The sequence below is a fragment of the Streptomyces sp. NPDC030862 genome, assembly GCF_055571835.1.
In genome coordinates this window covers 358,256-383,020 of sequence record NZ_JBVIEN010000005.1, presented here as the reverse complement: position 1 = coordinate 383,020, position 24,765 = coordinate 358,256, and the positions used below count along the sequence as shown (strand labels likewise).

19 protein-coding genes are annotated in these 24,765 nt (G+C 72.2%); 9 read left to right on the top strand and 10 right to left on the bottom strand.

From position 1 onward, the window contains the following. Positions 1-48 precede the first annotated feature (48 nt). The 3 genes from ACZ42X_RS16210 to metH all read right to left on the bottom strand — a co-directional run bounded on the left by ACZ42X_RS16210 (position 49) and on the right by metH (position 6,474). The gene (locus tag ACZ42X_RS16210) at positions 49-1,650 is read right to left on the bottom strand and encodes an ABC transporter substrate-binding protein (protein ID WP_468289661.1); all 1,602 of its coding nucleotides are present in this window, start codon (positions 1,648-1,650) and stop codon (positions 49-51) included. 458 nt (positions 1,651-2,108) lie between these two features. Continuing rightward, complete coding sequence (locus ACZ42X_RS16205; RefSeq protein WP_468289659.1) at positions 2,109-2,810, bottom strand: HAD family hydrolase; 702 nt, start codon at positions 2,808-2,810, stop codon at positions 2,109-2,111. A 130-nt stretch (positions 2,811-2,940) separates the two neighbouring features. Beyond that, positions 2,941-6,474, bottom strand: coding sequence for a methionine synthase (metH, locus tag ACZ42X_RS16200; RefSeq protein WP_468289656.1), 3,534 nt, complete (start codon positions 6,472-6,474; stop codon positions 2,941-2,943). Between the two features lie 245 nt (positions 6,475-6,719). Between metH and ACZ42X_RS16195 the strand changes: the two genes are divergently transcribed. The 5 genes from ACZ42X_RS16195 to ACZ42X_RS16175 all read left to right on the top strand — a co-directional run bounded on the left by ACZ42X_RS16195 (position 6,720) and on the right by ACZ42X_RS16175 (position 13,486). Continuing rightward, positions 6,720-7,484, top strand: a complete 765-nt coding sequence (locus tag ACZ42X_RS16195; RefSeq protein ID WP_468289653.1) for an IclR family transcriptional regulator — start codon at positions 6,720-6,722, stop codon at positions 7,482-7,484. A gap of 764 nt (positions 7,485-8,248) precedes the next feature. Further along, positions 8,249-9,040: an MIP/aquaporin family protein gene (locus ACZ42X_RS16190; protein WP_468289650.1), complete on the top strand. Its 792-nt coding sequence runs from the start codon at positions 8,249-8,251 to the stop codon at positions 9,038-9,040. Positions 9,041-9,078: 38 nt separating this feature from the next. After that, the gene (gene glpK / locus ACZ42X_RS16185) at positions 9,079-10,605 is read left to right on the top strand and encodes a glycerol kinase GlpK (protein ID WP_468289647.1); all 1,527 of its coding nucleotides are present in this window, start codon (positions 9,079-9,081) and stop codon (positions 10,603-10,605) included. 6 nt (positions 10,606-10,611) lie between these two features. Then, on the top strand, positions 10,612-12,222 hold the full coding sequence (locus ACZ42X_RS16180; RefSeq protein WP_468289644.1) for a glycerol-3-phosphate dehydrogenase/oxidase: 1,611 nt from the start codon (positions 10,612-10,614) through the stop codon (positions 12,220-12,222). A 178-nt stretch (positions 12,223-12,400) separates the two neighbouring features. Beyond that, positions 12,401-13,486 (top strand): PAC2 family protein, encoded by a 1,086-nt coding sequence (locus ACZ42X_RS16175; protein WP_468289641.1) that lies wholly within the window; start codon positions 12,401-12,403, stop codon positions 13,484-13,486. 115 nt (positions 13,487-13,601) lie between these two features. On the opposite strand, the gene mshC is transcribed toward ACZ42X_RS16175, so the two are convergent. The 4 genes from mshC to ACZ42X_RS16155 all read right to left on the bottom strand — a co-directional run bounded on the left by mshC (position 13,602) and on the right by ACZ42X_RS16155 (position 17,113). Next, complete coding sequence (mshC, locus tag ACZ42X_RS16170) at positions 13,602-14,831, bottom strand: cysteine--1-D-myo-inosityl 2-amino-2-deoxy-alpha-D-glucopyranoside ligase (RefSeq protein ID WP_468289638.1); 1,230 nt, start codon at positions 14,829-14,831, stop codon at positions 13,602-13,604. A 111-nt stretch (positions 14,832-14,942) separates the two neighbouring features. Next, positions 14,943-15,782, bottom strand: a complete 840-nt coding sequence (locus tag ACZ42X_RS16165; protein ID WP_468289635.1) for an SCO1664 family protein — start codon at positions 15,780-15,782, stop codon at positions 14,943-14,945. Further along, positions 15,746-16,336, bottom strand: coding sequence for a DUF3090 domain-containing protein (locus tag ACZ42X_RS16160; protein WP_355366865.1), 591 nt, complete (start codon positions 16,334-16,336; stop codon positions 15,746-15,748). The genes ACZ42X_RS16165 and ACZ42X_RS16160 overlap by 37 nt, the downstream gene beginning before the upstream one ends. Before the next feature lie 90 nt (positions 16,337-16,426). After that, positions 16,427-17,113 (bottom strand): histidine phosphatase family protein, encoded by a 687-nt coding sequence (locus ACZ42X_RS16155; protein ID WP_468289632.1) that lies wholly within the window; start codon positions 17,111-17,113, stop codon positions 16,427-16,429. A gap of 62 nt (positions 17,114-17,175) precedes the next feature. Here ACZ42X_RS16155 and corA point away from each other — a divergent pair, with 62 nt between their 5' ends. Continuing rightward, positions 17,176-18,171 carry a magnesium/cobalt transporter CorA gene (corA, locus tag ACZ42X_RS16150; RefSeq protein WP_468290150.1) on the top strand — a complete coding sequence of 332 codons (996 nt, stop codon included), beginning with the start codon at positions 17,176-17,178 and terminating at the stop codon, positions 18,169-18,171. A gap of 62 nt (positions 18,172-18,233) precedes the next feature. On the opposite strand, the gene ACZ42X_RS16145 is transcribed toward corA, so the two are convergent. Both ACZ42X_RS16145 and ACZ42X_RS16140 read right to left on the bottom strand, forming a co-directional pair. After that, positions 18,234-19,019 (bottom strand): ferritin-like domain-containing protein, encoded by a 786-nt coding sequence (locus tag ACZ42X_RS16145; protein ID WP_468289629.1) that lies wholly within the window; start codon positions 19,017-19,019, stop codon positions 18,234-18,236. Between the two features lie 265 nt (positions 19,020-19,284). After that, entirely contained in the window at positions 19,285-20,337 is a 1,053-nt protein-coding gene (locus ACZ42X_RS16140) for an LLM class F420-dependent oxidoreductase (protein WP_468289627.1), read from the bottom strand. Positions 20,338-20,482: 145 nt separating this feature from the next. Between ACZ42X_RS16140 and ACZ42X_RS16135 the strand changes: the two genes are divergently transcribed. Both ACZ42X_RS16135 and ACZ42X_RS16130 read left to right on the top strand, forming a co-directional pair. Further along, on the top strand, positions 20,483-21,466 hold the full coding sequence (locus tag ACZ42X_RS16135; RefSeq protein WP_468289625.1) for an aldo/keto reductase: 984 nt from the start codon (positions 20,483-20,485) through the stop codon (positions 21,464-21,466). Next, a complete protein-coding gene (locus ACZ42X_RS16130) occupies positions 21,463-23,673 on the top strand; it encodes a helix-hairpin-helix domain-containing protein (RefSeq protein WP_468289622.1) in 2,211 nt (736 codons plus the stop codon). Before ACZ42X_RS16135 ends, ACZ42X_RS16130 begins: the two co-directional genes overlap by 4 nt. A 38-nt stretch (positions 23,674-23,711) precedes the next feature. Here the strand turns inward: ACZ42X_RS16130 and ACZ42X_RS16125 are convergent, their stop codons facing one another. After that, on the bottom strand, positions 23,712-24,380 hold the full coding sequence (locus ACZ42X_RS16125; RefSeq protein WP_361422104.1) for a hypothetical protein: 669 nt from the start codon (positions 24,378-24,380) through the stop codon (positions 23,712-23,714). A 47-nt stretch (positions 24,381-24,427) separates the two neighbouring features. Here ACZ42X_RS16125 and ACZ42X_RS16120 point away from each other — a divergent pair, with 47 nt between their 5' ends. Continuing rightward, the gene (locus ACZ42X_RS16120) at positions 24,428-24,616 is read left to right on the top strand and encodes a DUF5703 family protein (RefSeq protein ID WP_005319466.1); all 189 of its coding nucleotides are present in this window, start codon (positions 24,428-24,430) and stop codon (positions 24,614-24,616) included. The last annotated feature ends 149 nt before the right edge of the window (positions 24,617-24,765 follow it).

Here is a 24,765-nt window from a genome sequence, read left to right as displayed (position 1 = left end):
TCTTGCATGTGACGACCGCGCCCGTCGCGCGGCCGGGTACATCGTGGGTCAGGCGTCGCCTCGGGCCAGCTCCCAGAGCTGGAGGTCCGAGGAGGTGTTGAGGGCCCACTCCACACCGGTGAGGTCGTTGCGGTGGGCGACGTACTGCTTGCCCTGCCACAGCGGAAGCACGGGGACGTCGTCGGCGACGATGTCCTGGAGCTGCTCGAAGGCGGGCGAGGCGGAGTTGCGGTCGGCGGCGCGGCGCGACTGCGGGATGAGCTTGCCGCGCGCCTCGGTGCTGACGTAGGGGGAGTTGAGGAAGTTGTCGGCGTCGAGGAACGGCGCGATGTAGTTGTCCGGGTCGGGGAAGTCGGGGACCCAGCCGAGCCCGTAGACGGCGTACTCGCCGCGCTTCTGCGCGGGGCGGAAGGTCGACCAGGGGACGCCCTCGACGCGGACGTCGAAGAGCTTGGTGGCGTTGAGCTGGTCGCGCAGCGCCTCGAACTCCTTGGCGGTGCCCGGACCGTAGTAGTCGCTGGTGTAGTGCAGGGTCAGCTTGACCGGGGTGGTGATGTCGGCTTCGCGCAGGATGGAGGCGGCCTTCTGGCTGCTGGGCTCGCCGTACTTGTTGAAGAACGAGTTGGTGTGCGCGGTGATCGTCGACGGGATCAGCGAGTAGAGCGGGGTGGCCGTGGAGCCGTACACCTTGGCGGCGATCTGGCCGCGGTCGACGACGGCGGCGACGGCCTGGCGGACGGCCTTGTCCTGGACGGAGGCGGCCTTGGTGTTGAAGGCGAGGTAGCGGATCTCCAGGCCCGGCATCTCGCGGAGCTCGACGCCCTCCTCGGGGTGCTCGGCGAGGTCCTTGATCTGCTCGGGCGACATGGTGCGGGTCATCATGTCGATGGAGCCCGACTTCAGGGCGTCGCCCATGGCCGCGGAGTCGTCGAAGGAGCGCAGCTCGACGCGGTCGTTGCGGAGCTTGATGTCGCCCTTGTAGTGCTCGTTCCGGGTGAAGACGATCTTCGTGACCTGGTCGTCCCGCACCTCGGGCCGCATGGTGTACGGGCCGGAGCCGTCGACCTGGAAGCCGTCGCGGAGCTTCTTGGCGTCGTACTTGTCGGCGCTGAGGATGCCCGCGACGGGCGTGGACAGCTTGTACGGGAAGGTGGCGTCGGGCGTCTTGAGGTGGAAGACGACCTCGTCGTCGGCCTTGGTCTCGATGGTGTCGATGTTCGACAGGAGGCCGGCGGCACCGTTGTCGGAGTTGATGCCGAGGACGCGCTCGATGGAGAACTTCACGTCCTTGGCGGTGACGGGCGTGCCGTCGGCGAAGGCGAGGCCCTCGCGCAGGGTGCAGCGGTAGCGCTCGCTGGCCCGGTCGGTGAAGGCGCACTGGGAGGCGGCCTCGGGGACCGGCGTGCCGCCGCCGCGCGGGACGCGCATCAGCGTCTGCACGGTCTGGCGCAGGACGTTCCAGGCGCCGGCGTCGTACGCGAAGGCCGGGTCGAAGGGGGCGGCGGCGTCCTTCGTGGCGGTGAACCGGTCCGTGGTACCGACGACGATGGCGTTGCCGTCGCCGGATCCCGCCTCCGAGCCGCCGCAGGCTGCGAGTACGGGGGCCAGCAGGCCGATGACGGCCGGCAGCACCAAGGTCTTGCGGTTCATCTGGACGTTCTCCTCATCCGGCACTGGGTACAGCGGTGTGGCGTACTCCGCCGCGGCCGCCCGGTCGGGGCGGGGCGATCGGGCCGGGATACAGAGCGATCGGTCCGGTGTTCGACGGAGTGCTGGTGGCTTGACGCGAACACGCGGATTAGTGCGGCGAAGTTCTCGCCAAGAGATTAGTGGGCGGTGTCAGGCGCTCTGGAACGGGCTTGAGTTGAGCCCGCATCAGACAGTGAGGAGTAATGCGCCACCGGCGATCACTATGCGACGGAATGTTTCGTACACGCCTTGATGAATCGGGACACATGGGCCTACCTCAGGGGTCGGAAGCGGCGCCCGGAGGCTCCGAGGGCCTGGCCTGACCAGCACGCAGAGTGACCAACGTCACGCCGGATTCCCTCTTTTCCCGGTTACGGAAAAGACCCGGCCGGCCGCTCTCGGTTTTCGCCGTATGCGGCTCAGTTCATTCCGTTGATCAATGAACGGAGAAAACCGAGGTCGACCTCTTCCAGGGAACGGACGACGGCCCGGCCGGCGGCGGGCGCGATCGGCGCCACGGAGGGAACGGCGACCACCCTGCAGCCCGCGGCCTCGGCGGCGGCGACCCCGGTGGCGGTGTCCTCGATGACGGCGCACCGGCCGGGCTCGGCGCCCACGCCGCGGGCGGCGAGCAGATACGGGTCCGGGTGGGGCTTCGTCCGGGGCACCTCGTCGCCCGCGACGGTGAGGGTGAACCGGTCGGGGCCCAGGGAGAGCAGGACGCGGTCGATGATGCGGCGGTGCGAGGCGGAGACGAGGGCGGTGGGGACCTCGTGCGCGGTGAGCTCGGCCAGCAGCCGCTCGGCCCCCGGCATGAGCGGCACACCGCGGTCGATGCGCTGTTCGAATCTGTCGTTGAGGAGCACGGTCAGCTCGGGGAGGGTGATGTCGGCGCCGGTGGCCTCGATGAGGAACCCGGCGCTGCGGGTCATCGGCCCGCCGACCACCACGTCCCGCCAGGACTCGTCGAGCCGGTGGCCCAGCTCGGCGAAGACCTCGACCTCCGCGTCCCACCAGAAGCCCTCGGTGTCGACCAGCGTGCCGTCCATGTCCAGGAAGACGGCCTGAAGGGCGGCTCCATCGGCCGTACGGGTCGGGGACACGGGGACCGTGCTGGTCATCGGCACACCTCCATCGAGGGACGAGAAGGCCGGTCGCGCTCCCGCGGGGAACCCCCCGGTGGGAAGAGCGACCGGCCTGCACTGGACCGACCAGTGTACGTCGCGTTCCGGAAACGCGCCTTCGGCTACGTCAGCGGGCGTTGAAGTACTTCGCCTCCGGGTGGTGGAGGACGATGGCGTCCGTGGACTGCTCGGGGTGGAGCTGGAACTCCTCGGAGAGGTGGACCCCGATGCGCTCCGGCTGGAGGAGGTCGGCGATCTTGGCGCGGTCCTCCAGGTCGGGGCAGGCGCCGTAGCCCAGGGAGAACCGGGCACCGCGGTACTTCAGCGCGAACATGTCCTCGACGTCCGCCGGGTCCTCGCCGGCGAAGCCGAGCTCGGCGCGCACGCGTGCGTGCCAGTACTCGGCGAGGGCCTCGGCGAGCTGGACGGACAGGCCGTGCAGTTCGAGGTAGTCGCGGTAGGAGTCGGCGGCGAACAGCTCGGCGGTGGCCTCGCCGATCTTCGAGCCGACCGTGACGACCTGGAGGCCGACGACATCGGTCTCGCCGGACTCCTCCGGGCGGAAGAAGTCCGCCAGGCACAGGCGGCGGCCGCGCCGCTGGCGCGGGAAGGTGAAGCGGGTGCGCTCGTGGCCGCTGTCGTCGAGGAGGATCAGGTCGTCGCCCTTGGACACGCACGGGAAGTAGCCGTAGACGACGGCCGCTTCGAGCATGTTCTCGGTGTGGAGCCGGTCCAGCCAGCCCCGCAGCCGCGGCCGGCCCTCGGTCTCCACGAGCTCCTCGTACGTGGGGCCGTCCCCGGTACGGGCCTGCTTGAGTCCCCACTGGCCCTTGAACAGCGCGCCCTCGTCCAGCCAGGACGCGTAGTCCTTGAGCGGGATGCCCTTGACGACGCGGGTGCCCCAGAACGGCGGGGTGGGCACCGGGTTGTCGGTGGCCACGTCGGAGCGGACGCCGCCCTCGGGGGCCGGCTCCTCCACCACGGTGGCGGCCGCCCGGACGCGGCGCTGCTTGAGCTCGGGCAGGGTGGCGCCGGGTACGCCGCGCTTGACGGCGATCAGGGCGTCCATCAGGCGCAGGCCCTCGAACGCGTCGCGGGCGTAGCGGACTTCGCCCTCGTAGATCTCGTGGAGGTCCTGTTCGACGTAGGCGCGGGTGAGGGCGGCGCCGCCGAGGATGACCGGGAAGCGGGCGGCCAGGCCGCGCTGGTTGAGCTCCTCCAGGTTCTCCTTCATGATCACCGTGGACTTCACCAGGAGCCCGGACATGCCGATGACGTCGGCCTTGTGCTCGTCGGCGGCCTCGAGAATGGCCGAGACCGGCTGCTTGATGCCGAGGTTGACGACGTTGTAGCCGTTGTTCGACAGGATGATGTCGACGAGGTTCTTGCCGATGTCGTGGACGTCGCCGCGGACGGTGGCCAGGACGATGGTGCCCTTGCCCGCCTCTTCGCCCTCGACCTTCTCCATGTGGGGTTCGAGGTAGGCGACGGCCGTCTTCATGACCTCGGCCGACTGGAGCACGAACGGCAGCTGCATCTGGCCCGAGCCGAACAGCTCGCCGACGACCTTCATGCCGTCGAGCAGCGTCTCGTTGACGATGTCGAGCGCCGGGCGGGTGGTCAGGGCCTCGTCGAGGTCGGCCTCCAGGCCGTTGCGCTCGCCGTCGATGATGCGGCGCTTGAGGCGCTCGTCCAGCGGCAGCGCGGCGAGCTCCTCGGCCTTGCCGGCCTTGAGGGACTTGGCGGTGGCGCCCTCGAAGAGCTGCATCAGCTTCTGGAGCGGGTCGTAGCCCTCGCGGCGCCGGTCGTAGATGAGGTCGAGGGCGGTGGTGACCTGCTCCTCGTCGAAGCGGGCGATCGGCAGGATCTTGGAGGCGTGCACGATCGCCGAGTCGAGGCCCGCCTTGACGCACTCGTCGAGGAAGACGGAGTTGAGCAGGATGCGCGCGGCCGGGTTGAGGCCGAAGGAGATGTTCGACAGGCCGAGCGTGGTCTGGACGTCCGGGTGGCGCCGCTTGAGCTCGCGGATCGCCTCGATGGTGGCGATGCCGTCCTTGCGCGACTCCTCCTGACCGGTACAGATGGTGAAGGTCAGGGTGTCGATGAGGATGTCCGACTCGTGGATGCCCCAGTTGCCGGTCAGGTCGGCGATCAGCCGCTCGGCGATCGCCACCTTCGTCTCGACGGTGCGGGCCTGGCCCTCCTCGTCGATGGTCAGCGCGATCAGCGCGGCGCCGTGCTCCTTGGCGAGCGCGGTGACCTTGGCGAACCGCGATTCGGGGCCGTCGCCGTCCTCGTAGTTCACCGAGTTGATCACCGCGCGGCCGCCGAGCTTCTCCAGGCCGGCCCGGATGACCTCGACCTCGGTGGAGTCCAGCACGATCGGCAGCGTGGAGGCGGTGGCGAAGCGCCCGGCCAGCTCCTCCATGTCGGCGACGCCGTCACGGCCGACGTAGTCCACGCACAGGTCCAGCATGTGGGCGCCTTCGCGGATCTGGTCGCGGGCCATCTCCACGCAGTCGTCCCAGCGGCCCTCCAGCATGGCCTCGCGGAACTTCTTCGAGCCGTTCGCGTTCGTCCGCTCACCGATGGCGAGGTACGAGGTGTCCTGCCGGAACGGCACCGTCTGGTACAGCGACGCGGCGCCCGGCTCCGGGCGCGGGTCGCGCGGCGCCGGGGCGAGGCCGCGGACGCGCTCGACGACCTGGCGCAGGTGCTCCGGGGTCGTACCGCAGCAGCCGCCGACCAGCGACAGCCCGTACTCGCGCACGAAGGTCTCCTGCGCGTCGGCGAGCTCGGGGGCGGTCAGCGGGTAGTGCGCGCCGTTCTTGCCCAGGACCGGCAGGCCGGCGTTGGGCATGCAGGACAGCGGGATGCGCGAGTGGCGGGCCAGGTAGCGCAGGTGCTCGCTCATCTCGGCGGGGCCGGTGGCGCAGTTCAGGCCGATCATGTCGATGCCGAGCGGCTCCAGCGCGGTGAGCGCCGCGCCGATCTCCGAGCCCAGGAGCATGGTGCCCGTCGTCTCCACGGTGACGGAGACGATCAGCGGCAGGTCGGCGCCGAGGGCGTCGAGCGCGCGGCGGGCGCCGAGGACGGCGGCCTTCGTCTGGAGCAGGTCCTGCGTGGTCTCCACGAGCAGCGCGTCGGCGCCGCCGGCGATCATGCCCTCGGCGTTCTGCTGGTAGGCGTCGCGGAGCGCGGTGTACGGGGCGTGGCCGAGCGTCGGCAGCTTGGTGCCGGGGCCCATGGAGCCGAGCACCCAGCGCTGCTGTCCGGTGGAGGCGGTGTACTCGTCGGCGACCTCGCGGGCGATCCGGGCGCCGGCCTCGGAGAGCTCGTGGACGCGCTCGGGGATGTCGTACTCCCCCAGGGCCGCGAGGTTCGCGCCGAAGGTGTTGGTCTCGACGCAGTCCACGCCCACGGCGAAGTACGCGTCGTGGACCGAGCGCACGATGTCGGGCCGGGTGACGTTGAGGATCTCGTTGCAGCCTTCGAGGTTCTCGAAGTCCTCGAGGCTCGGGTCCTGGGCCTGGAGCATGGTGCCCATGGCTCCGTCGGCCACCACCACACGGGTGGCGAGGGCCTCGCGGAGGGCGGCGGCTCGGGTCCTGCTGTCAGTGACCTGATTGCTGTCAGCGGAAGGGGTCGGCGACGAGGCCATGGAAGTGCTCCCTGGTTGCGACGGCTGTCGGCTTTGCGCCTCCGGTGGGAAGCGCACCGGCCCAGGGTAACCGCGTACCCCATGGGGTGGACATCTCGTTCCACGTGCCGGACTGCATGCTGTCCTCTGGCTGTCGGGGGTGTGCCGGGGCCGGCTGATTTCCGAGTGCTTCTCGGGTGTGGCTCAAGGTCGGCATCGGCCGATAGTGTTCAGCATTGTCGAACTGTGGAAGAAGGGCCGGGGCGATGCCGAAGAACATCCAGTCGCTTGAACGAGCGGCGGCGATGCTGCGCCTGCTCGCGGGTGGGGAGCGCCGTCTCGGTCTGTCCGACATCGCCTCGTCGCTGGAGCTCGCGAAGGGTACGGCCCACGGCATCCTGCGCACCCTCCAGGCGGAGGGCTTCGTCGAGCAGGACCCGGCCTCCGGGCGCTACCAGCTGGGCGCGGAGCTGCTGCGGCTCGGCAACAGCTACCTGGACGTGCACGAGCTGCGGGCCCGGGCCCTGGTGTGGACGGACGACCTGGCCCGCTCCAGCGGCGAGAGCGTCCACCTGGGCGTGCTGCACCAGCACGGCGTGCTCGTCATCCACCACGTCTTCCGCCCGGACGACAGCCGCCAGGTGCTGGAGGTCGGGGCGATGCAGCCGCTGCACTCCACGGCGCTGGGGAAGGTGCTGTCGGCGTACGACCCGGTGGCGCACAGCGAGGCCGTGGAGGCGGAGCGCGAGGCGTTCACGCCGCGCACCGTCACGACGCTGGACGACTTCGAGACCGTACTGGAGATGACGCGGGCGCGCGGCTGGGCGGCCGACGTGGAGGAGACCTGGGACGGCGTGGCGTCGGTGGCCGCGCCCATCCACGACCGGCGCCGGATGCCGGTCGGCGCGGTCGCCATCACGGGCGCGGTGGAGCGGGTCTGCAACGACGGCGAGCTGCGCTCCGAGCTGATCGCGGCGGTGCGGGACTGCGCCCGCGCGGTCTCCCGCGACCTGGGCGCGGGCCGCTTCTGACCCCTCCGGCCCCTGCTTTGCGGGGCCTCGCGCGGCATGACCCCTCCGGCACCTGCCTTGCGGGGCCTCGCGCGGCATGACCACACGCGGCTCCGCGCACGCCGGCGCCGTAGAGCCCCGGCGCGCCCCGGAGGCCCGGCCCCGTCCGACCCGGCGCGCCCCGGAGGCCCGGCCCCGTCCGACCCGGCGCGCCCCGGAGCCCCCGGACGCGTCCGACCCCGGCGCCGTAGAGCCCCGGCGCAACCCGGAGCGCGGCAGCCGGTTCGGCCTCCCGCGCAGGCTGCCGGATACCCGCCCGTCGGCGGCGGCGCGCGGCGAGCCGCCGCCCCCGGCCCTGCCGGCCCCCGGCACAGCGGGCCCGCGGCGCCCGCCCGGCCGTCTCAGGCCCGTCCCCCTCCCGCCTCCGCGCCCGCACCCGTGCGCCCGGGAGCGGACAGTCGCCCCCCGTGCGCCAGGTCCGGTCGCGCGGGCCCCCGGCCGCCCGCCCCGCCGCTGCAGCGCCCGCGGCGCGCGCCGGGGCAGGCCCCACAGCACCGGCCCGCACCCCGGTAACGAACGCATTTCGGCCAGCCGAACCCATTGACGGCACGTTTAACCGACGGCAAAACTGCCGTTCATCGGTCGGCATTGTCGAACACCTACCGGCAATAGGCGCTAGAGTGTGGCAACGCCAGGAGGCCGGTTAACGCCCTCAGCCGAGGGCGCGGACCACCGGAGGGACCCGGGGTTCGCCTTCCCCTGGACGAAGGACAAAGGAGTCGCGGGTGTCCAGCTCCGACATCTTCATCGGCGAGATCATTGGTACCGCCGTACTCATCCTGCTCGGCGGCGGCGTCGTCGCCGCCGTCGTGCTCAAGCGCTCGAAGGCGCAGAACGCCGGCTGGCTGGCCATCACCTTCGGGTGGGGCTTCGCGGTCCTGACCGCGGTCTACATGACGGGTTCCCTCTCCGGAGCCCATCTCAACCCCGCCGTCACGGTCGGCATCGCGATCAAGGACGGGGACTGGAAGAACGTCCCCGTCTACTTCGCCGGCCAGCTCCTCGGCGCCATGATCGGCGCCGCGCTGGTCTGGATCGCGTACTACGGCCAGTTCCACGCGCACCTCACCGATCGCGAGATCGTGGGTGACCCGGCCGACAAGGCCATCGAAGGCCCGCACAACGAAGCCGCCGCCAAGGCCGGACCCGTTCTCGGCGTCTTCTCCACGGGCCCCGAGATCCGCAACGTCTGGCAGAACCTCGCCACCGAGATCATCGGCACCACGGTGCTGGTCCTCGCGGTCCTCACGCAGGGCCTCAACGACAGCGGCAAGGGCCTCGGCACCCTCGGCGCCCTGATCACGGCGCTCGTCGTGGTCGGCATCGGCCTCTCGCTCGGCGGCCCGACCGGTTACGCCATCAACCCGGCCCGCGACCTCGGCCCGCGCATCGTGCACGCCCTGCTCCCGCTGCCGAACAAGGGCGGCTCCGACTGGGGGTACGCCTGGATCCCCGTGGTCGGCCCGCTGATGGGCGGAGCCCTCGCCGCGGGTATCTACACCATCGCCTTCGCCTGAGACGTCCTTCGTCCCCTTACCGACTTCCGGGAGCAACCGTGACCGACGCACACACCACCGGGCCCTTCATCGCGGCCATCGACCAGGGCACCACCTCCAGCCGCTGCATCGTCTTCGACCGCGACGGGCGCATCGTCTCCGTCGACCAGAAGGAGCACGAGCAGATCTTCCCCAAGCCCGGCTGGGTGGAGCACGACGCCGCCGAGATCTGGACCAACGTCCAGGAGGTCGTCGCCGGCGCCATCGAGAAGGCCGGCATCACCGCCGCCGACGTCAAGGCCATCGGCATCACCAACCAGCGCGAGACCACGCTGCTGTGGGACAAGAACACCGGTGAGCCCGTCCACAACGCCATCGTCTGGCAGGACACCCGCACCGACGCGCTCTGCAAGGAGCTCGGCCGCAACGTCGGCCAGGACCGCTTCCGCCGCGAGACGGGCCTGCCCCTCGCGTCGTACTTCGCCGGCCCGAAGGTCCGCTGGCTGCTCGACAACGTCGAGGGCCTGCGCGAGCGCGCCGAGCGCGGCGAGATCCTCTTCGGCACCATGGACTCCTGGGTCATCTGGAACCTCACGGGCGGTGTCGAGGGCGGTCACCACGTCACCGACGTCACCAACGCCTCCCGCACCATGCTGATGAACCTCCACACCATGGACTGGGACCAGAAGATCCTCGAGTCCATGGGCGTCCCGGCGGCCGTGCTGCCGGAGATCCGCTCCTCCGCCGAGGTCTACGGCCAGGTCAAGGGCGGCGTCCTCGACGGCGTCCCGGTCGCCTCCGCGCTCGGCGATCAGCAGGCGGCCCTCTTCGGCCAGACCTGCTTCTCCGAGGGCGAGGCGAAGTCGACGTACGGCACGGGCACCTTCCTGCTGCTGAACACCGGCGAGAAGATCATCAACTCCTACTCGGGCCTCATCACCACCGTCGGCTACAAGATCGGCGACCAGGCCCCGGTGTACGCGCTGGAAGGCTCCATCGCCGTCACCGGCTCCCTGGTGCAGTGGATGCGCGACCAGATGGGCCTGATCAGCACCGCCGCCGAGATCGAGACCCTCGCCTCCTCCGTCGAGGACAACGGCGGCGCGTACTTCGTACCGGCCTTCTCCGGCCTCTTCGCCCCGTACTGGCGCTCCGACGCCCGCGGTGTGATCGCCGGCCTCACCCGGTACGTCACCAAGGCGCACATCGCCCGCGCCGTGCTGGAGGCCACCGCCTGGCAGACCCGCGAGATCACCGACGCCATGACCAAGGACTCCGGCGTGGAGCTCGCCGCGCTCAAGGTCGACGGCGGCATGACCTCCAACAACCTGCTGATGCAGACCCTCTCGGACTTCCTGGACGCGCCCGTGGTGCGCCCGATGGTCGCCGAGACGACCTGCCTCGGCGCCGCCTACGCCGCCGGTCTGGCCGTCGGCTTCTGGCCCGACACCGACGCGCTCCGCGCCAACTGGCGCCGCGCCGCCGAATGGACCCCCCGCATGGACGCGGACACCCGCGACCGCGAGTACAAGAGCTGGCTCAAGGCCGTTGAGCGGACCATGGGCTGGATCGAGGACGAGGAGTAAATCGACATGACCACCCTGCAGAGCGTCCCCGCCCTCGGGACGCACCCGGCTGCCGGTTCCCTGCCGAGCCGTGCGGAGACGCGGGAGCAGCTCTCCAAGGCGACGTACGACCTCCTGGTGATCGGCGGCGGCATCCTGGGCATCTCCACCGCCTGGCACGCCGCCCAGTCCGGGCTGCGGGTGGCCCTGGTGGACGCCGGCGACTTCGCCGGCGCCACCTCCTCCGCCTCCTCCAAGCTGCTCCACGGCGGTCTGCGCTACCTGCAGACCGGCGCGGTGAAGCTGGTCGCGGAGAACCACTTCGAGCGCCGTGCGGTCTCCCGCCAGGTGGCCCCGCACCTGGCGAACCCGCTCACCTTCTACCTGCCGGTCTACAAGGGCGGCCCGCACGGCGCCGCCAAGCTCGGCGCGGGCGTCTTCGCCTACTCGGCGCTCTCCGCCTTCGGCGACGGCGTCGGCCACCTGCTCAGCCCCGCCAAGGCCGCGCAGGACGTGCCGGAGCTGCGCACCGACAACCTCAAGGCCGTGGCCGTGTACGGCGACGACCAGATGAACGACGCGCGCATGGCGCTGATGACGGTCCGCGCCGCCGTCGACGCGGGCGCCACCGTCCTCAACCACGCCGAGGTCGCCGGCCTGCGCTTCACCCGCGGCCGGGTCACCGGCGCGGACCTCAAGGACCGCCTGAGCGGCGACGAGTTCGGCGTCGACGCGCGCCTGGTGCTCAACGCCACCGGTCCCTGGGTCGACCACCTGCGCCGCATGGAGGACCCCAACGCGGCCCCCTCCATCCGCCTCTCCAAGGGCGCGCACCTGGTCCTGAAGCGCACCTCCCCCTGGCGCGCCGCGCTCGCGACCCCCATCGACAAGTACCGCATCACCTTCGCCCTCCCCTGGGAGGACATGCTGCTGCTCGGTACGACCGACGAGGAGTACGAGGGCGACCCGGGCGAGGTCGCGGTCAACGACAAGGACGTCACCCAGATCCTGGACGAGGCCGCGTTCTCCATCCGCGACCAGCAGCTCTCCCGGGACCTGATCACGTACTCCTTCGCCGGTCTGCGGGTGCTGCCCGGCGGCCCGGGCGACACCTCCAAGGCCAAGCGCGAGACGGTCGTGACCGAGGGCCGCGGCGGCATGCTGTCGGTGGCCGGCGGCAAGTGGACGACCTTCCGCCACATCGGCCGCACGGTGATGAACAAGCTGGCGTCCCTGCCCGGCGGCCCGCTCGGCGACGACATGGAGCCGATCTCGGCCCTGCCGAAGAAGCTTCCGCTGCCCGGCATAGCCAACCCCAACGCCGTGGCCCACCGGCTGCTGGTCGACGGCGGTACGCCGGGCCCGCGCATGGCCGCCGACACCGCCCGCCACCTGGCCACGCACTACGGCTCGCTCTCCTTCGACATCGCGCGCATGGCGTACGACGACCCGGAGCTGGGCGAGCGCATCCACCCGGACGCGCCGGAGATCTGGGCGCAGGTCGCCTACGCCCGTGACCACGAGTGGGCCGAGACCGCGGACGACGTGCTGCGCCGCCGTACGACGCTGACGATCCGGGGCCTGGCGACGGACGAGATCCGCGCCAAGGTGGAGGACATGCTCGGCAAGAAGGCCTGATCCCGCGGGGTCTTGTGACGACGAGGGCGGCTCCCCCCGGGGGGCCGCCCTCGTCCGCATCCCGGGGGTGCGCGCCCCGGCTCGAACAGTGCACTCGGACGTGTACAGGGGCTGCGGCCGTGCCCCCTGGAAGCCGTAAGGTTGGTTCGTACGCACGGAACTTCGGAAGGAGGCCTGGGTGATCGAGCTCGAGGGGGTTCCCGAGCTGATCGACCCGGTCATGGTGGCCGCGTTCGAGGGCTGGAACGACGCCGGCGACGCCGCCTCCACCGCGGTCGCGCACCTGGAGCGGGAGTGGAAGGGCGAGGTGTTCGCGGCGCTCGACGCCGAGGACTACTACGACTTCCAGGTCAACCGCCCCACGGTGTACCTGGACGGCGGGGTACGGAAGATCACCTGGCCCACCACGAGACTGTCGGTGGTCCGGGTGGGCGGCGACAAGCCGCGTGATCTGGTGCTGGTCCGCGGTATCGAACCGTCGATGCGCTGGCGCTCGTTCTGCAACGAGTTGCTGGGCTTCGCCCACGAACTGGGCGTGGAGATGGTGGTGATCCTGGGCGCGCTGCTCGGGGACACCCCGCACACCCGGCCGGTGCCGGTCACGGGCGTCACGTCCGACCCGGACCTGGCGCGCACGATGGACCTGGAGGAGACCCGGTACGAAGGGCCGACGGGCATCGTCGGCATCCTCCAGGAGGCCTGTACGCACGCGGGCGTGCCGGCGGTGAGCCTGTGGGCGGCGGTGCCGCACTACGTGTCGCAGCCGCCGAACCCGAAGGCGACGCTGGCGCTGCTGAACCGGCTGGAGGACCTGATCGACCTGCGCATCCCGCTGGGTGAGCTGGCCGAGGACGCGCGGGCCTGGCAGGTCGGCGTGGACCAGCTCGCCTCGGAGGACAGCGAGGTGGCGGAGTACGTGCAGACGCTGGAGGAGGCGCGGGACACCGCGGAGCTCCCGGAGGCGTCGGGTGAGGCCATCGCCCGGGAGTTCGAGCGGTACCTGCGGCGCCGCGACGGCGGCCCGGGCTCGGGGCCCGCCTCCGGTCCAGGGCCGGGAACCGCACCCGGGCACGCGACCGACATGGGCGACAGCTCGTACCTGCGCGACACCTCCAGCGGCCGTACGCGGCCGCCGAAGCCGCCGAAGCGGGAGGCCGGTTCGGGGCCCGACACCGAGCCCGGCAGCGGGCCTGGCACCGGACCGGAGGCCGGACCGGGCACCGGGCCGGACACCGCCGGGGAAGACGGCTCCGCCGAGGAGTGAGAGCACGCCGAAGGGGCGGCACCGAGGATCCGGTGCCGCCCCTCCGTCATGGTCACGGCCGCTCAGCAGCCGCCCGGCGCCCGCCGCCTGACGGTACGTCGGGCGGAAGGCGTCACTACAGCGCGACGCCCATCAGCGCGTCGACGGTACGGGAGACGAGGCCGGGCGCGGTCTCGTCCGTGCCGCCCTCGGCCTCCTGGAGCGCGGCCCAGCGGTCCACGGCCGCCAGTGCGCGCGGGGTGTCCAGGTCGTCGGCGAGCGCCTCGCGGACCTCCTCGAGCAGGGCGTCGGCGGACGGACCGTCGGGGCGGGAGACGGCGGCGCGCCAGCGGCCGAGCCGCTCGACGGCGTCCTGGAGGACCTGGTCGGTCCACTCCCAGTCGGCGCGGTAGTGGTGGGCGAGGAGCGTGAGCCGGATGGCGGCCGGGTCGACGCCGTCGCGGCGGAGCTTGGAGACGAAGACCAGGTTGCCCTTGGACTTGGACATCTTCTCGCCGTGGAGGGCGACCATCCCGGCGTGCACGTACGCCTTGGCGTACGGGTGCTCGCCGGTCAGGGCCTGCGCGTGCGAGGCGCCCATCTCGTGGTGCGGGAAGATCAGGTCGGAACCGCCGCCCTGGACGTCGAAGCCCATCCCCAGGTGGTCCAGGGCGATGGCGACGCACTCGATGTGCCAGCCGGGCCGTCCGGGCCCGAGGCTGGCGCCGTCCCAGCGGGGCTCGCCCTCGCGGGCGGCCATCCACAGCATCGGGTCGAGGGGGTTCTTCTTGCCCGGGCGGTCCGGGTCGCCGCCGCGTTCGGCGGACAGGGCGCGCATGACGTCGTGGTCGTAGTGGGACACCTCGCCGAAGTGCGGGTCCGCCTCGACGGAGAAGTAGATGTCCCCTTCGAGTTCGTACGCGGCGCCGGCGTCGCGGAGCCGCTCGATGAGCGGCACGATGCCGGGTATCGCCTCGACGGCACCGATGTAGTGCTGCGGCGGCAGCAACCGCAGGGCGGTCATGTCCTCGCGGAACAGCGCGGTCTCGCGTTCGGCGAGCCCGACCCAGTCGACGCCGTCCCGCTGGGCGCGTTGCAGGAGCGGGTCGTCGACGTCGGTGACGTTCTGGACGTAGTGGACCTGCCGCTTGGTGTCGAGCCACACGCGCTGAACGAGGTCGAACGCGTTGTAGGTCGCCGCGTGACCCATGTGGGTCGCGTCGTACGGCGTGATGCCGCAGACGTAGATACGGGCGACGGGGCCGGGGGCGAGGGTCACTCGCCCGCCGGTCGCGGTGTCGTGGATCCGGAGGTCGCGGCCCTTGCCGGGCAGGGCGGGGACCTCAGAAGCGGGCCAGGCATGCATGTCACGAGCGTAACCGGACGGGTGTTCCGGATACGAACCGGATGCACGATCATGACGCGATAGGCACTCTTGCGCCGTGGCGCCATCTGTGCAGGTCGCGCCCCGGGTGCGTCAGACCGGGGGCCAGGGGATCGCGGGCCACCGCCCCGACGGCTCGGGATGGCGGGCGGACGTGCGCAGCTCCGCCACCCGGGTCCGGGCCGCCGTCACCTCGGCGGGCGTGAGCAGCTCGGCCAGGCGGCCGGCGAGGGCCGCTCCGGGGGCCAGGGCGGCGTCCAGGCGGGCCAGGACCTCCAGCGCCTCCGGTGGGAGCGGCTCGCCCGCCCAGCCCCACAGCAGCGTGCGCAGCTTGTCGTCCACGTTGAAGGTCACGCCGTGGTCGATGGCGTACAGCCGGCCGTCCGGCGCCGGCAGCAGGTGACCGCCCTTGCGGTCGCCGTTGTTGATCACCGCGTCGAGGACGGCGAGCCGTCGCAGCCGTACGTCGTCGGCGTGGACGAGCAGCGCCGTGCGGCCCTCGCCGACCTCGGCGAGACCCACCGCCCTCCAGCCCTCCCCCGGCTCGTCGTCGTCGACGAGGGCGAGGAGCGGGGTGGCCGACGGGTCGCCGTCGATCCACAGCTGGACCATGCCCCGGCCGTACGGCCCGTCGCGCAGGACCGTCGGCGGGACCAGGCCCCAGCCGGTCGCCTCGGAGACCTCGTACGCCGCGACCTCGCGCTGCGCCAGGGTCCCGTCCGGGAAGTCCCACAGGGGGCGCTCCCCCGCGACGGGTTTGTAGACGCAGTCGGCTTCCTGGCCCTCGTACGCGACGGAACAGAGCAGCACCGCGTTGGACGCCTCGCGGACCTGGCCGCGGACGGTCAGCTCCCCCTCGGCGAGCAGGTCGAGCTGCTCCACCACCGTGAGGCCGGTCAGGCCCCTCGACGGTATCCGTTCTGACGCGGGCATACGTGTCCTTCCGGATCGAGCGGCAGGCTGCACAGCGGGCACGGCGGCCGGCCGGCGTTGACGACGTCGAGGGCGCGCTTGGCGAAGGCCCGCGCCTGGGCCCCGGTGAGCCGGACGCGCAGCATCGGCGGGCCGTTCTCCTCGTCCTGGAGCAGCCGCTCCTCGGCCTCGGCGAGGTCCTCCTCGGAGTCGGCGTCGAGCTCGACGAGCGCCTGCGCCTCGACGATCATGCGCTGGTTCTCGCCGTCCCACGCGAGCGCCATCGTGCCGACCCGGAACTCCTCCTCGATGGGGGCGTCCAGGGGGGCGGTGTCGGCGGTGTCGGGGGGAGCCACGGCCGGGACCGGGGCGTTGCCGCCGGTCCGGCGTACCACCTCGTCGAGCAGTTCGTCGATCCGCTCGGCGAGCGCGGCGACCTGCGTCTTCTCCAGCGCGACGCTGGTGACGCGGCCTCCGGCGGACGCCTGCAGGAAGAACGTCCGGCGCCCCGGCAGCCCGACCGTGCCGGCCACGAAGCGCTCCGGTGGGTCATAGAGGAACACCTGACGGGACACGTTCCCTCTCCCTTGCGTCCTTGAGTTGTGCGGTGCGACGGCGTGCGGTCCGACGGCACTTCGGCCCGTCCACCCTACTGTGCCGGGCGATCACGGTGCGCCCGCGCCGCCTCCCACCTCCGCGGACCCTCCGGTGGTCTGCTCGCGCGGTATCAGCGCCGCGAAGTCGCCGGTGTCGCCGAGCCGTACGAGAAAAGGCCGCAGGCGGGTGTAACGGATCACTGTCACGGAACAAGGATCCACATGGATCCGCTGGAAAAGATCGAGATGCATCCCGAGGGCGTCGGCCACGAGGGACTTGATGATGTCGCCGTGCGAGCACATCAGGTACACGGCGTCCTCGCCGTGCTCCGCCTCCACTCGCGCGTTCCACTCCCGTACGGCGTCGACGGCGCGCGCCTGCATGGCGCGGACCGACTCTCCGCCGGGGAAGGCCGCGGCGGACGGGTGCTGCTGGACGACCTCCATCAGCGGCTCGTCGTTGAGCTCGGCGAGCTTGCGTCCCGACCAGTCGCCGTACCGGCACTCGCCGATCCGCTCGTCGGTGTGGACCGGCAGCCCGGGCCGGGCGTCCAGCAGCGGCTGAAGGGTCTCCCGGCAGCGCTGGAGCGGGCTGGTGACGGCGGCGGCGATCGGCACGCCGGCCAGCCGCCCGGGCAGCGCGGCGGCCTGCGCGGCACCGCGCTCGTCGAGCGCGACGCCGGGCGTCCAGCCCGCGAGCACACCGGCCGTGTTGGCGGTCGAACGTCCGTGCCTTACGAGGATCAGCGTGGCCATGCACGTCAGCCTAGGCGGCTGCACCGACATCGGGGGTGCAAGGGGCCGGGGACCGGGGAAGAATACGCGCCGTGATCGTGGACTGCGCCATCTACCGGGACGGGCACCGCAGCGAGGGCCCCTCCGACTTCTCCGACGCCCTGGACCAGGCACGGGCATGGGGCGGTGACGCGTTCCTGTGGATCGGCCTGCACGAGCCGACGGAGAGTGAGTTCGATCACGTCGCGGAGGAGTTCGGGCTCCATCCGCTCGCCGTGGAGGACGCCCTCAAGGCGCATCAGCGGCCGAAGCTGGAGGTGTACGACGACTCGCTCTTCATGGTCCTCAAGCCGGTGGTGTACGAGCCCGAGGGAGACACCGTCACCACCGGCGAGCTGATGGTGTTCATGGGCGACTCCTTCGTGGTGACCGTCCGGCACGGCGAGGGCGCACCGCTGGGGGCCGTGCGCAAGCGGCTGGAGGCGGAGCCGGAGCTGCTCCGGCACGGGCCGACCTCGGTGCTGTACGCGATCAGCGACGCCGTCGTGGACCACTACATAGAGGTGGCGGGCGAGCTCCAGGTCGACCTGGAGGAGATGGAGACGGAGGTCTTCCAGCCCGCGGGCGGCGACTCCAAGAACACGGCGTCGCGGATCTACATGTTCAAGCGGCAGGTCCTGGAGTTCCGGCGGGCGACCGGTCCGCTGGCCGCGCCGATGACGCGCCTCGCGGGCGCGGGTGTGCCGTTCGTGAACGAGCACGCCCAGCCGTTCTTCCGGGACGTCAGCGACCACCTGACCCGGGCCACCGAGCAGGTGGAAGGGCTGGACCGACTGCTTTCGGACATTCTCTCGGCACACCTCGCGCAGATGGGCGTGCGGCAGAACGACGACATGCGCAAGATCTCGGCGTGGGCGGCGATGGCGGCGGTGCCCACCATGGTCGCGGGCGTCTACGGCATGAACTTCGAGCACATGCCAGAGCTGACGTGGGTGTTCGGCTACCCGATGGTCATCGTCCTGATGGCCGTCGCGTGCGTGGGCCTGTACCGGCTCTTCAAGCGCCGCGGCTGGCTCTGAACCCCGCCGGCCCGGCCCCGTCCCGTCGCGCGCGGGACCGGGCCGGCTCCGGGAAAAGCGCGTCAGAAGGCCGGGGCCGGCTCGGCCGGGCCGCCGAGTGCGTCGCGCCGCTGGGGCATGGTGAGGTTGACCATGCGCCGCCAGCCGCCGGCCCGTTCGTACGCGTACATCGCCCGGATCCCGAGGGCGAGGGCGGTCCGCTTGGGGCGGGGCCACTTCAGGAGGCGGCCCATGTGGTCCATGACGGCGAGGCTGACGTCGCGGTAGACCTCGATCTCGGCGAGGGCGGACTCGCGCAGGGTGCGCTGGATCGTGCGGCCGTGTCCCTCGCGCGCGAGGCGCAGCAGTTCCTCGTGGCAGTAGGCGAGGTGGTTGTCCTCGTCGTGGCAGATCATGCGGATGGCCTTGCCCACCTCGGGGTGGTCCGCGAAGTGCTTGACCAGCATGTCCATCTGGTCGGCGGCACGCTGCTCGGTGACCCGGCTGTGGGACAGGTAGACGACGATGTCGTACTCCGTCAGCGGCTCGTCGCGGCGGAGCTTGTCGTGGGCCAGGCCGATGCCGCGCCGCTCCAGCAGCATGGTGTAGTCGGTCTCCGGCGGGACGGGGACCGGGTCCAGGCCGCGCTTCTTGAGCAGGGCGTGGAAGATCCGGCCGTGCTTGTCCTCGTCGGCGCCGTGCCGGGTGATCTTGGGGGCGAGCTCGCGCATGCTCTCGGGGACGAGGGCGGCGATCCGGGCGTTCTCCCAGCCGCCCTGGGCTTCGCCGCTGGCCGCGATGGAACAGAACAGCTGGTAGGAGTCGTCGTTGTCCAGGATCTCCTGGAACAGGCTTCGCGCCGAAAGCATCACTGCACCTCCATGCAGGCGGGCGGCCCTATTTGTCCGCACTTCCGCAAAGGACGAGTCAAGTGCGGCGAGGGGGGCGTGGCAACAGACCCACGGGGCAACTCCGCCGAAAGGAGCAGCATGGGGGTGAACCGGACGCTTCCCGAGGCGTCCAGGCAGTAACCGACGCGGCCGGTGGCGCGTTGTGCAGCGTGACGGCCGTGGCGGGGATGACCCCGAGCCCCCACCACGGCCGCAGGCTTGTCCGTCAGCCGGTGCCCGTGCCCTAGTCCGCGAGCCCGGCGCGCTCCAGGGCCTCCGTACCGGCCCGCAGGGCCGCGATCCGCTCCTCCAGCGTGAAGCCGGCCGGGGCGAGCGTGAGCGTGGTGACCCCGGCCGCCGCGTACGCCGCCATCCCGTCGGCGATCCGCTCCACGGAGCCCAGCAGCGTGGTCTGGTCGATCAGCCGGTGCGGTACGGCCGCCGCCGCGCCCGCCTTGTCGCCGGAGAGGTACTTCTCCTGGATCTCGGCGGCCTCCTTCTCGTAGCCCATGCGCTGGGCGAGCTGGTTGTAGAAGTTCTGCTTGCGGCTGCCCATGCCGCCGACGTACAGGGCGGTGTACGGGCGGAAGGTGTCGGCGAGCGCGGGGATGTCGTCTCCGAGGGCGAGCGGGACGGTCGGGGCGACGTCGAAGCCCTCCATGGTCAGGCCGGCCTTCTCGCGGCCCGCGCGCAGGTGCCGCAGGGCCGTCTCCTCCAAGTGCTCGGCGGAGGGGAAGATCAGCAGCGCACCGTCGGCGATCTCGCCCGTCTGCTCCAGGTTCTTCGGGCCGATGGCCGCGATGTAGAGCGGGATGTGCGCGCGCTGCGGGTGGACGGTCAGCTTGATCGGCTTGCCGGGACCGCCCGGGAGCGGGAGGGTCCAGTGCTCGCCCTCGTGCGTCAGGCGCTCGCGTGCCATCGCCTTGCGGACGATCTCGACGTACTCGCGCGTGCGGGAGAGCGGTTTGTCGAACTTCACGCCGTACCAGCCCTCGGAGACCTGCGGCCCGGAGACCCCGAGGCCAAGGCGGAACCGGCCGCCGGAGAGCGTGTCCAGGGTGGCGGCCGTCATCGCCGTCATGGCGGGCTGGCGGGCCGGGATCTGCATGATCGCCGAGCCGACGTCGATGTTCTCGGTCTGGGCGGCGACCCAGGCGAGGACGGTCGGGGCGTCGGATCCGTAGGCCTCGGCGGCCCAGCACACGTCGTAGCCGAGGCGGTCGGCCTCCTGGGCGACGGCGAGGTTGTCACCGTCCATGCCGGCGCCCCAGTAGCCGAGGTTGATGCCAAGCCGCATACCGGCCCCTCCACTCATCTACTCGTCAGTAATGTCCTGGTGCCGGACTCTAGCGCGCGGGCCCCCGATGCGGCAGGGGACGGCGCCCGGGGAGGTTGTCCACAGGGTCTCTGCGCGTGGGCCCTTGGCCAGTAATCTCGCGACCATGGAGCAGAGGCATCTCGGCCGTACGGGCCTGCGTGTGTCACGGATCGGCCTCGGCACCCTCACGTGGGGCCGGGACACCGACGAGCACGACGCCGCGGACCAGCTGAAGCTGTTCTGGGAGGCGGGCGGGACGCTGATCGACACGGCGGACGTGTACGGCGGTGGGGAGGCCGAGTACCTGCTCGGGCAGCTCGTGGAGCGGCTCGTACCGCGACGGGAGCTGGTCATCGCCACGAAGGCGGGCAGCGTGCCGGACCCGGACCGGCGGTTCGACGGCTCGCGCGGCCATCTGCTCGCGGCGCTCGACGCCTCGCTGGCCCGGCTGGGCACCGACTACGTGGACCTGTGGCAGATCCACGCCTACGACCCCGAGACGCCGCTGGAGGAGACGCTCCAGGCCCTCGACATCGCGGTGAGCAGCGGGCGCGCGCGGTACGTGGGGGTGTCCAACTTCTGCGGCTGGCAGCTGGCGAAGGCGGCCACCTGGCAGCTCGCGCACAGCGGGATACGCGCCCGGCTGGCCAGCACGCAGATGGAGTACTCGCTGCTGCAGCGGGGCGTGGAGCGCGAGGTGCTGCCGGCCGCGCGGGACCTGGGCGTGGGCCTGCTGCCGTCGTCGCCGCTGGGACGGGGGGTGCTGACGGGCAAGTACCGGCACGCCACCCCGGCCGACTCGCGGGGCGCGTCGGAGCGGCTGGCGCCGTTCGTGGAGCCGTACCTGGAAGAGGCGTCGAGCCGGATCGTGGACGCGGTGACGACGGCGGCGGACGGGCTGGCGACCACCCCGCTGCACGTTGCGCTGGCGTGGGTGCGGGACCGGCCGGGGGTGGTGGCGCCGATCGTCGGCGCGCGCAACGCGCGGCAGCTCGGCGAGGCACTGTCAGTGGAGAGCCTTAGTCTTCCTGACGAGATCCGCCGGGCGCTGGACGATGTGTCCGCCCCGGTGCACCGCTATCCCGACCAGGACTGGAGCACGCTGTGACCGCGCTTCCCCGGGGGACCGCCCCCGGCCCCTCCTCCGACGACCAGGCCCCCGCCGCGGAGCCCGAACCGGGCGCGGCGGTCGAGGCGGAGGCCGAGGCTGCCGCGGAGGACGGCACGGAGCCGAGTACGGAGGACACGGCACAGGACACGGAGCCGAGTACGGAGGACCCGGCGCAGGGCACGGAGGGCACGGAGCAGACCGCCGAGGGGCTCTCCGAGGCGGAGGCCGAGCTGGCCGCCCAGCGGGAGCTGCGGGCGCGCATCGAGCGGCGCAAGGCCGAGCAGGCCGGGCCCATCGAGGCGGGCACCAAGCTCAGCGGGCGGGCGGCGGACCTGCTCGCGGCGGTCCGGGCCGTGGAGAGCGGTGAGAAGCCGGCCGCCTCCTTCCTGGACTCCCCCGCGCCCGCGCCCCGGCGCCCCGCTCCGGAGCCGTCGGCGCCCGAGCGGCCCCGGGCCGCCCCGGCGCCCCGCGCGCCGCGTACGGCCGATGCGGACACCGTGGCGGCCGTGCGTGCGGTGCTGGCCGAGGGCGGCGCTCCGGAGGCCCTCGCCGTGCGCGTGGCGACGGTGCTCGGCGAGTCGGCGGCGCAGGTGCTGCGCGAGGACCCGTGGCAGCTGCTGGCGGTCCCAGGCGTACGGCCGGAGCAGGCCGACGGCTTCGCGCGGGCGCTGCTCGGCGCGGAGTGCGGACCGGGCGACGAGCGCCGGGCGGCCGCGCTCATCGGCTGGCTGCTGGAACGGGCGGCGCTTCAGGGGCACACGGCGCTGGAGGCGACCGAGGTGCGCGCTGCGCTGGCCGGGCACTCGGTGCCGGAGCCCGACGACGCCGTACGGCACGCCATCGCCGAGGGCGCGGTGCTGGTCTTCCACGAGGAGCACGAGGAGGAGGAGCCGCAGGACGACCTGGAGGAAGGCTCTGAGGAGGAGCCCGCCGAGGCGGCCGGCGAGCCCACGGAGGCAGCACCCGTGCTGCTGGGGCTGGACCGGTACGCGCTCGCCGAGGAGAGCCTCGCCGACGGCCTGGCCCGGCTGGCCAAGTCGGGGCCCGATCCCCGCTGGGAGGGAGCCGAGCCGGCCGAACTGGCCCGCGCGGTCGCCGAGCACGGGCTGGTCGCCCACACGGGCGGCGAGGCGGCCCGGGCGGAACCGCTGGCCCTGGCCCGGGCGGCGCGCGGGCTGGGCCTGCGGGCCACCGTGGCGACGTACACGGAGAACGGCCGCCGCAGGCTCGACGCGGACGGGGGCGCGGACGGCGCGGTGGACCCCGTGGACACGGTGACGGTCTCCGGTCTGCTCTCGGGAACCGTGGACACGGCGGACCTGGACCTGCTGGTGGTGCTGGACGCCCCGCAGCTGGACGTGGAGACCGCCGCGATGCTGGTCGAGTCCCTGCCGGACGGCTGCCGGCTGGTGCTGAGCGGCGACCCGGGGGTGCTGTGGTCGGCCGGCGCGGGACGGGTGTTCGCGGACGTCCTGGCGGCGCGGGTGTGCCCGCAGATCGCCTCCCGCAGGCCGGACCCCGGCCCCCTGGGTGAGCTGGTCTCCGGCATCGGAGTCGGCGAGCTGAACCAGGTGGAGGCCCCGGACAAGGAGGTCGTGATCGTCCCGGTGCGGGACGCGGGCGAGGCCGTGCACCGTACGGTGCAGCTGGTCGCGGACTCGGTGCCGCGGGCGTTCGGGATCCCCGCCGACCAGACCCAGGTGATCACCGTCGGCCACGGCGGCTCGGCGGGCACCCGGGCGCTGAACGCGGCGCTGAAGCAGCGGCTCAACCCGGGGCCGGGCCGCTTCGGCGGCTTCGACCCGGGCGACCGCGTGGCGTACGCCCCCGCGCCGGGCCGTACGGTGCCGGGCACGGTGGTGTCGGCCGACGCGCAGGGGCTGCACCTCGACTGCGCGGGCGAGCGGGTCGTCGTACCCAAGGAGCGGGTGGAGTCGGCGGTCCGCCACGGCTGGGCACTGACCGCGCACCAGGCGGTGGGCGCGCGCTGGCCCGCGGCGGTCGTGGTCCTGCCGGGCGACGCGGCGCAGGGCCTGAACCGGGCGTGGGTGTACACCGCGTTCGGCCGCGCCGAGCGGCATCTGTCGGTGGTGCACGGCGTGGACCAGGCGCTTCCGCGCGCGGTCGCGGAGATCCTGCCCGCGCCCCGCACTACCCGCCTGCGTGGGCTGCTGGAGTCGCTGCTGGCGGCGCCGGAGGAGTGACGCGTGGGGCGCCCCGCCCAGGCGGGGCGCCCACGGGTTCAGGAGCTGCCGGGCGGGGCCTCGTCCGGGTCGCCGTGGAGCTCGTCCTCGTCGAACACCGCGCTCACGTCGAAGCGGCAGATCACCCGTTCCGGGTCCGCCTGGTCGAAGGGCGTGCTGAGCCATTCGCCCGGTTCGGGGAGCTCGTCCGCGGCGGCGACCCAGAGGGTCGAGTCGCCTTCCTCCAGGCCGAACTCCTTGTGGCGCGAGGCGATCTCGTCCGGCTCGAACTCGCCGAAGAGCACGCCGAGGGCCGCGTGCACGCTCGCCCCCACCACCGCGGCCGCGTCCGCGCCGTCCTCCTCGCGGTCCCCCCGGTCCAGGTCGGCGATGCGCTGCGCCTGGGCCAGCAGCCTCTGCGGCTCGGCCACGGCGTAGTCGCGGCGGATCAGCACGGTGAGCGCGCTCGGGTCCTCCGGGCCCTCGTAAGGGGGCAGCGAGTCCTCCACGCCCGGGATCTCGAAGGGCGTGACCTCGTCGTAGCGGTCGTAGAGACGTTCGTCGTACGCCTCGGCCGCCGCGGCGAGCTCGTTGAACGCGGCGTAGACGGCCGGGTCGTCGTCACCGGTGCGGTTCTCGACCGCCTCCAGGTGGCGGTCCAGTGCGGCTTTGACCGCCTCGGCGGCGGCGCGTACCTCGGCAGCGGTGGGCTGCGCAGCATCAGACATACCCCAGACGCTATCCGTACGAAGCCGGTGCTTGCACAATAGATGCGATGCCGGAATACGAATTTGTCGACGTGTACGTACCTCGCGGGGTGTCCCGCAAGGAGGCGACCCGTCTGCTGACCGACCATGCCGAGTACGGACACTGGGAGTTGGACCGACTGAGTCTGCACCGGGACGGCAGCCGTCGCGTGCGGCTGCGCCGGCGCATCATTCGTCAGGTACGCGCCACCTGGTGAGGTGACGCGCAGGAGCGCACAGGACGGAGCGGGGACCCCTACAGCGGGGCCCCCCCCCCCCCCTGGGCGTCTTGTTCCCCCCCCCCCCACCCCCCCACCCCCTCCCCCCCCGAACCCCCCCGCCGCCCGCATCAAAACCCCCCCCCCAA

Excerpts from the sequence above, each read along its gene's own strand:
- ACZ42X_RS16145 (WP_468289629.1), bottom strand. The coding sequence starts at position 19,019 with ATGCTTTCGGCGCGAAGCCTGTTCCAGGAGATCCTGGACAACGACGAC.
- ACZ42X_RS16140 (WP_468289627.1), bottom strand. The coding sequence starts at position 20,337 with ATGCGGCTTGGCATCAACCTCGGCTACTGGGGCGCCGGCATGGACGGT.
- ACZ42X_RS16120 (WP_005319466.1), top strand. The coding sequence starts at position 24,428 with ATGCCGGAATACGAATTTGTCGACGTGTACGTACCTCGCGGGGTGTCC.
- ACZ42X_RS16180 (WP_468289644.1), top strand. The coding sequence starts at position 10,612 with ATGACCACCCTGCAGAGCGTCCCCGCCCTCGGGACGCACCCGGCTGCC.
- metH (WP_468289656.1), bottom strand. The coding sequence starts at position 6,474 with ATGGCCTCGTCGCCGACCCCTTCCGCTGACAGCAATCAGGTCACTGAC.
- ACZ42X_RS16135 (WP_468289625.1), top strand. The coding sequence starts at position 20,483 with ATGGAGCAGAGGCATCTCGGCCGTACGGGCCTGCGTGTGTCACGGATC.
- ACZ42X_RS16125 (WP_361422104.1), bottom strand. The coding sequence starts at position 24,380 with ATGTCTGATGCTGCGCAGCCCACCGCTGCCGAGGTACGCGCCGCCGCC.
- ACZ42X_RS16205 (WP_468289659.1), bottom strand. The coding sequence starts at position 2,810 with ATGACCAGCACGGTCCCCGTGTCCCCGACCCGTACGGCCGATGGAGCC.
- ACZ42X_RS16165 (WP_468289635.1), bottom strand. The coding sequence starts at position 15,782 with ATGCCCGCGTCAGAACGGATACCGTCGAGGGGCCTGACCGGCCTCACG.
- ACZ42X_RS16195 (WP_468289653.1), top strand. The coding sequence starts at position 6,720 with ATGCCGAAGAACATCCAGTCGCTTGAACGAGCGGCGGCGATGCTGCGC.
- ACZ42X_RS16155 (WP_468289632.1), bottom strand. The coding sequence starts at position 17,113 with ATGGCCACGCTGATCCTCGTAAGGCACGGACGTTCGACCGCCAACACG.
- ACZ42X_RS16210 (WP_468289661.1), bottom strand. The coding sequence starts at position 1,650 with ATGAACCGCAAGACCTTGGTGCTGCCGGCCGTCATCGGCCTGCTGGCC.
- mshC (WP_468289638.1), bottom strand. The coding sequence starts at position 14,831 with ATGCATGCCTGGCCCGCTTCTGAGGTCCCCGCCCTGCCCGGCAAGGGC.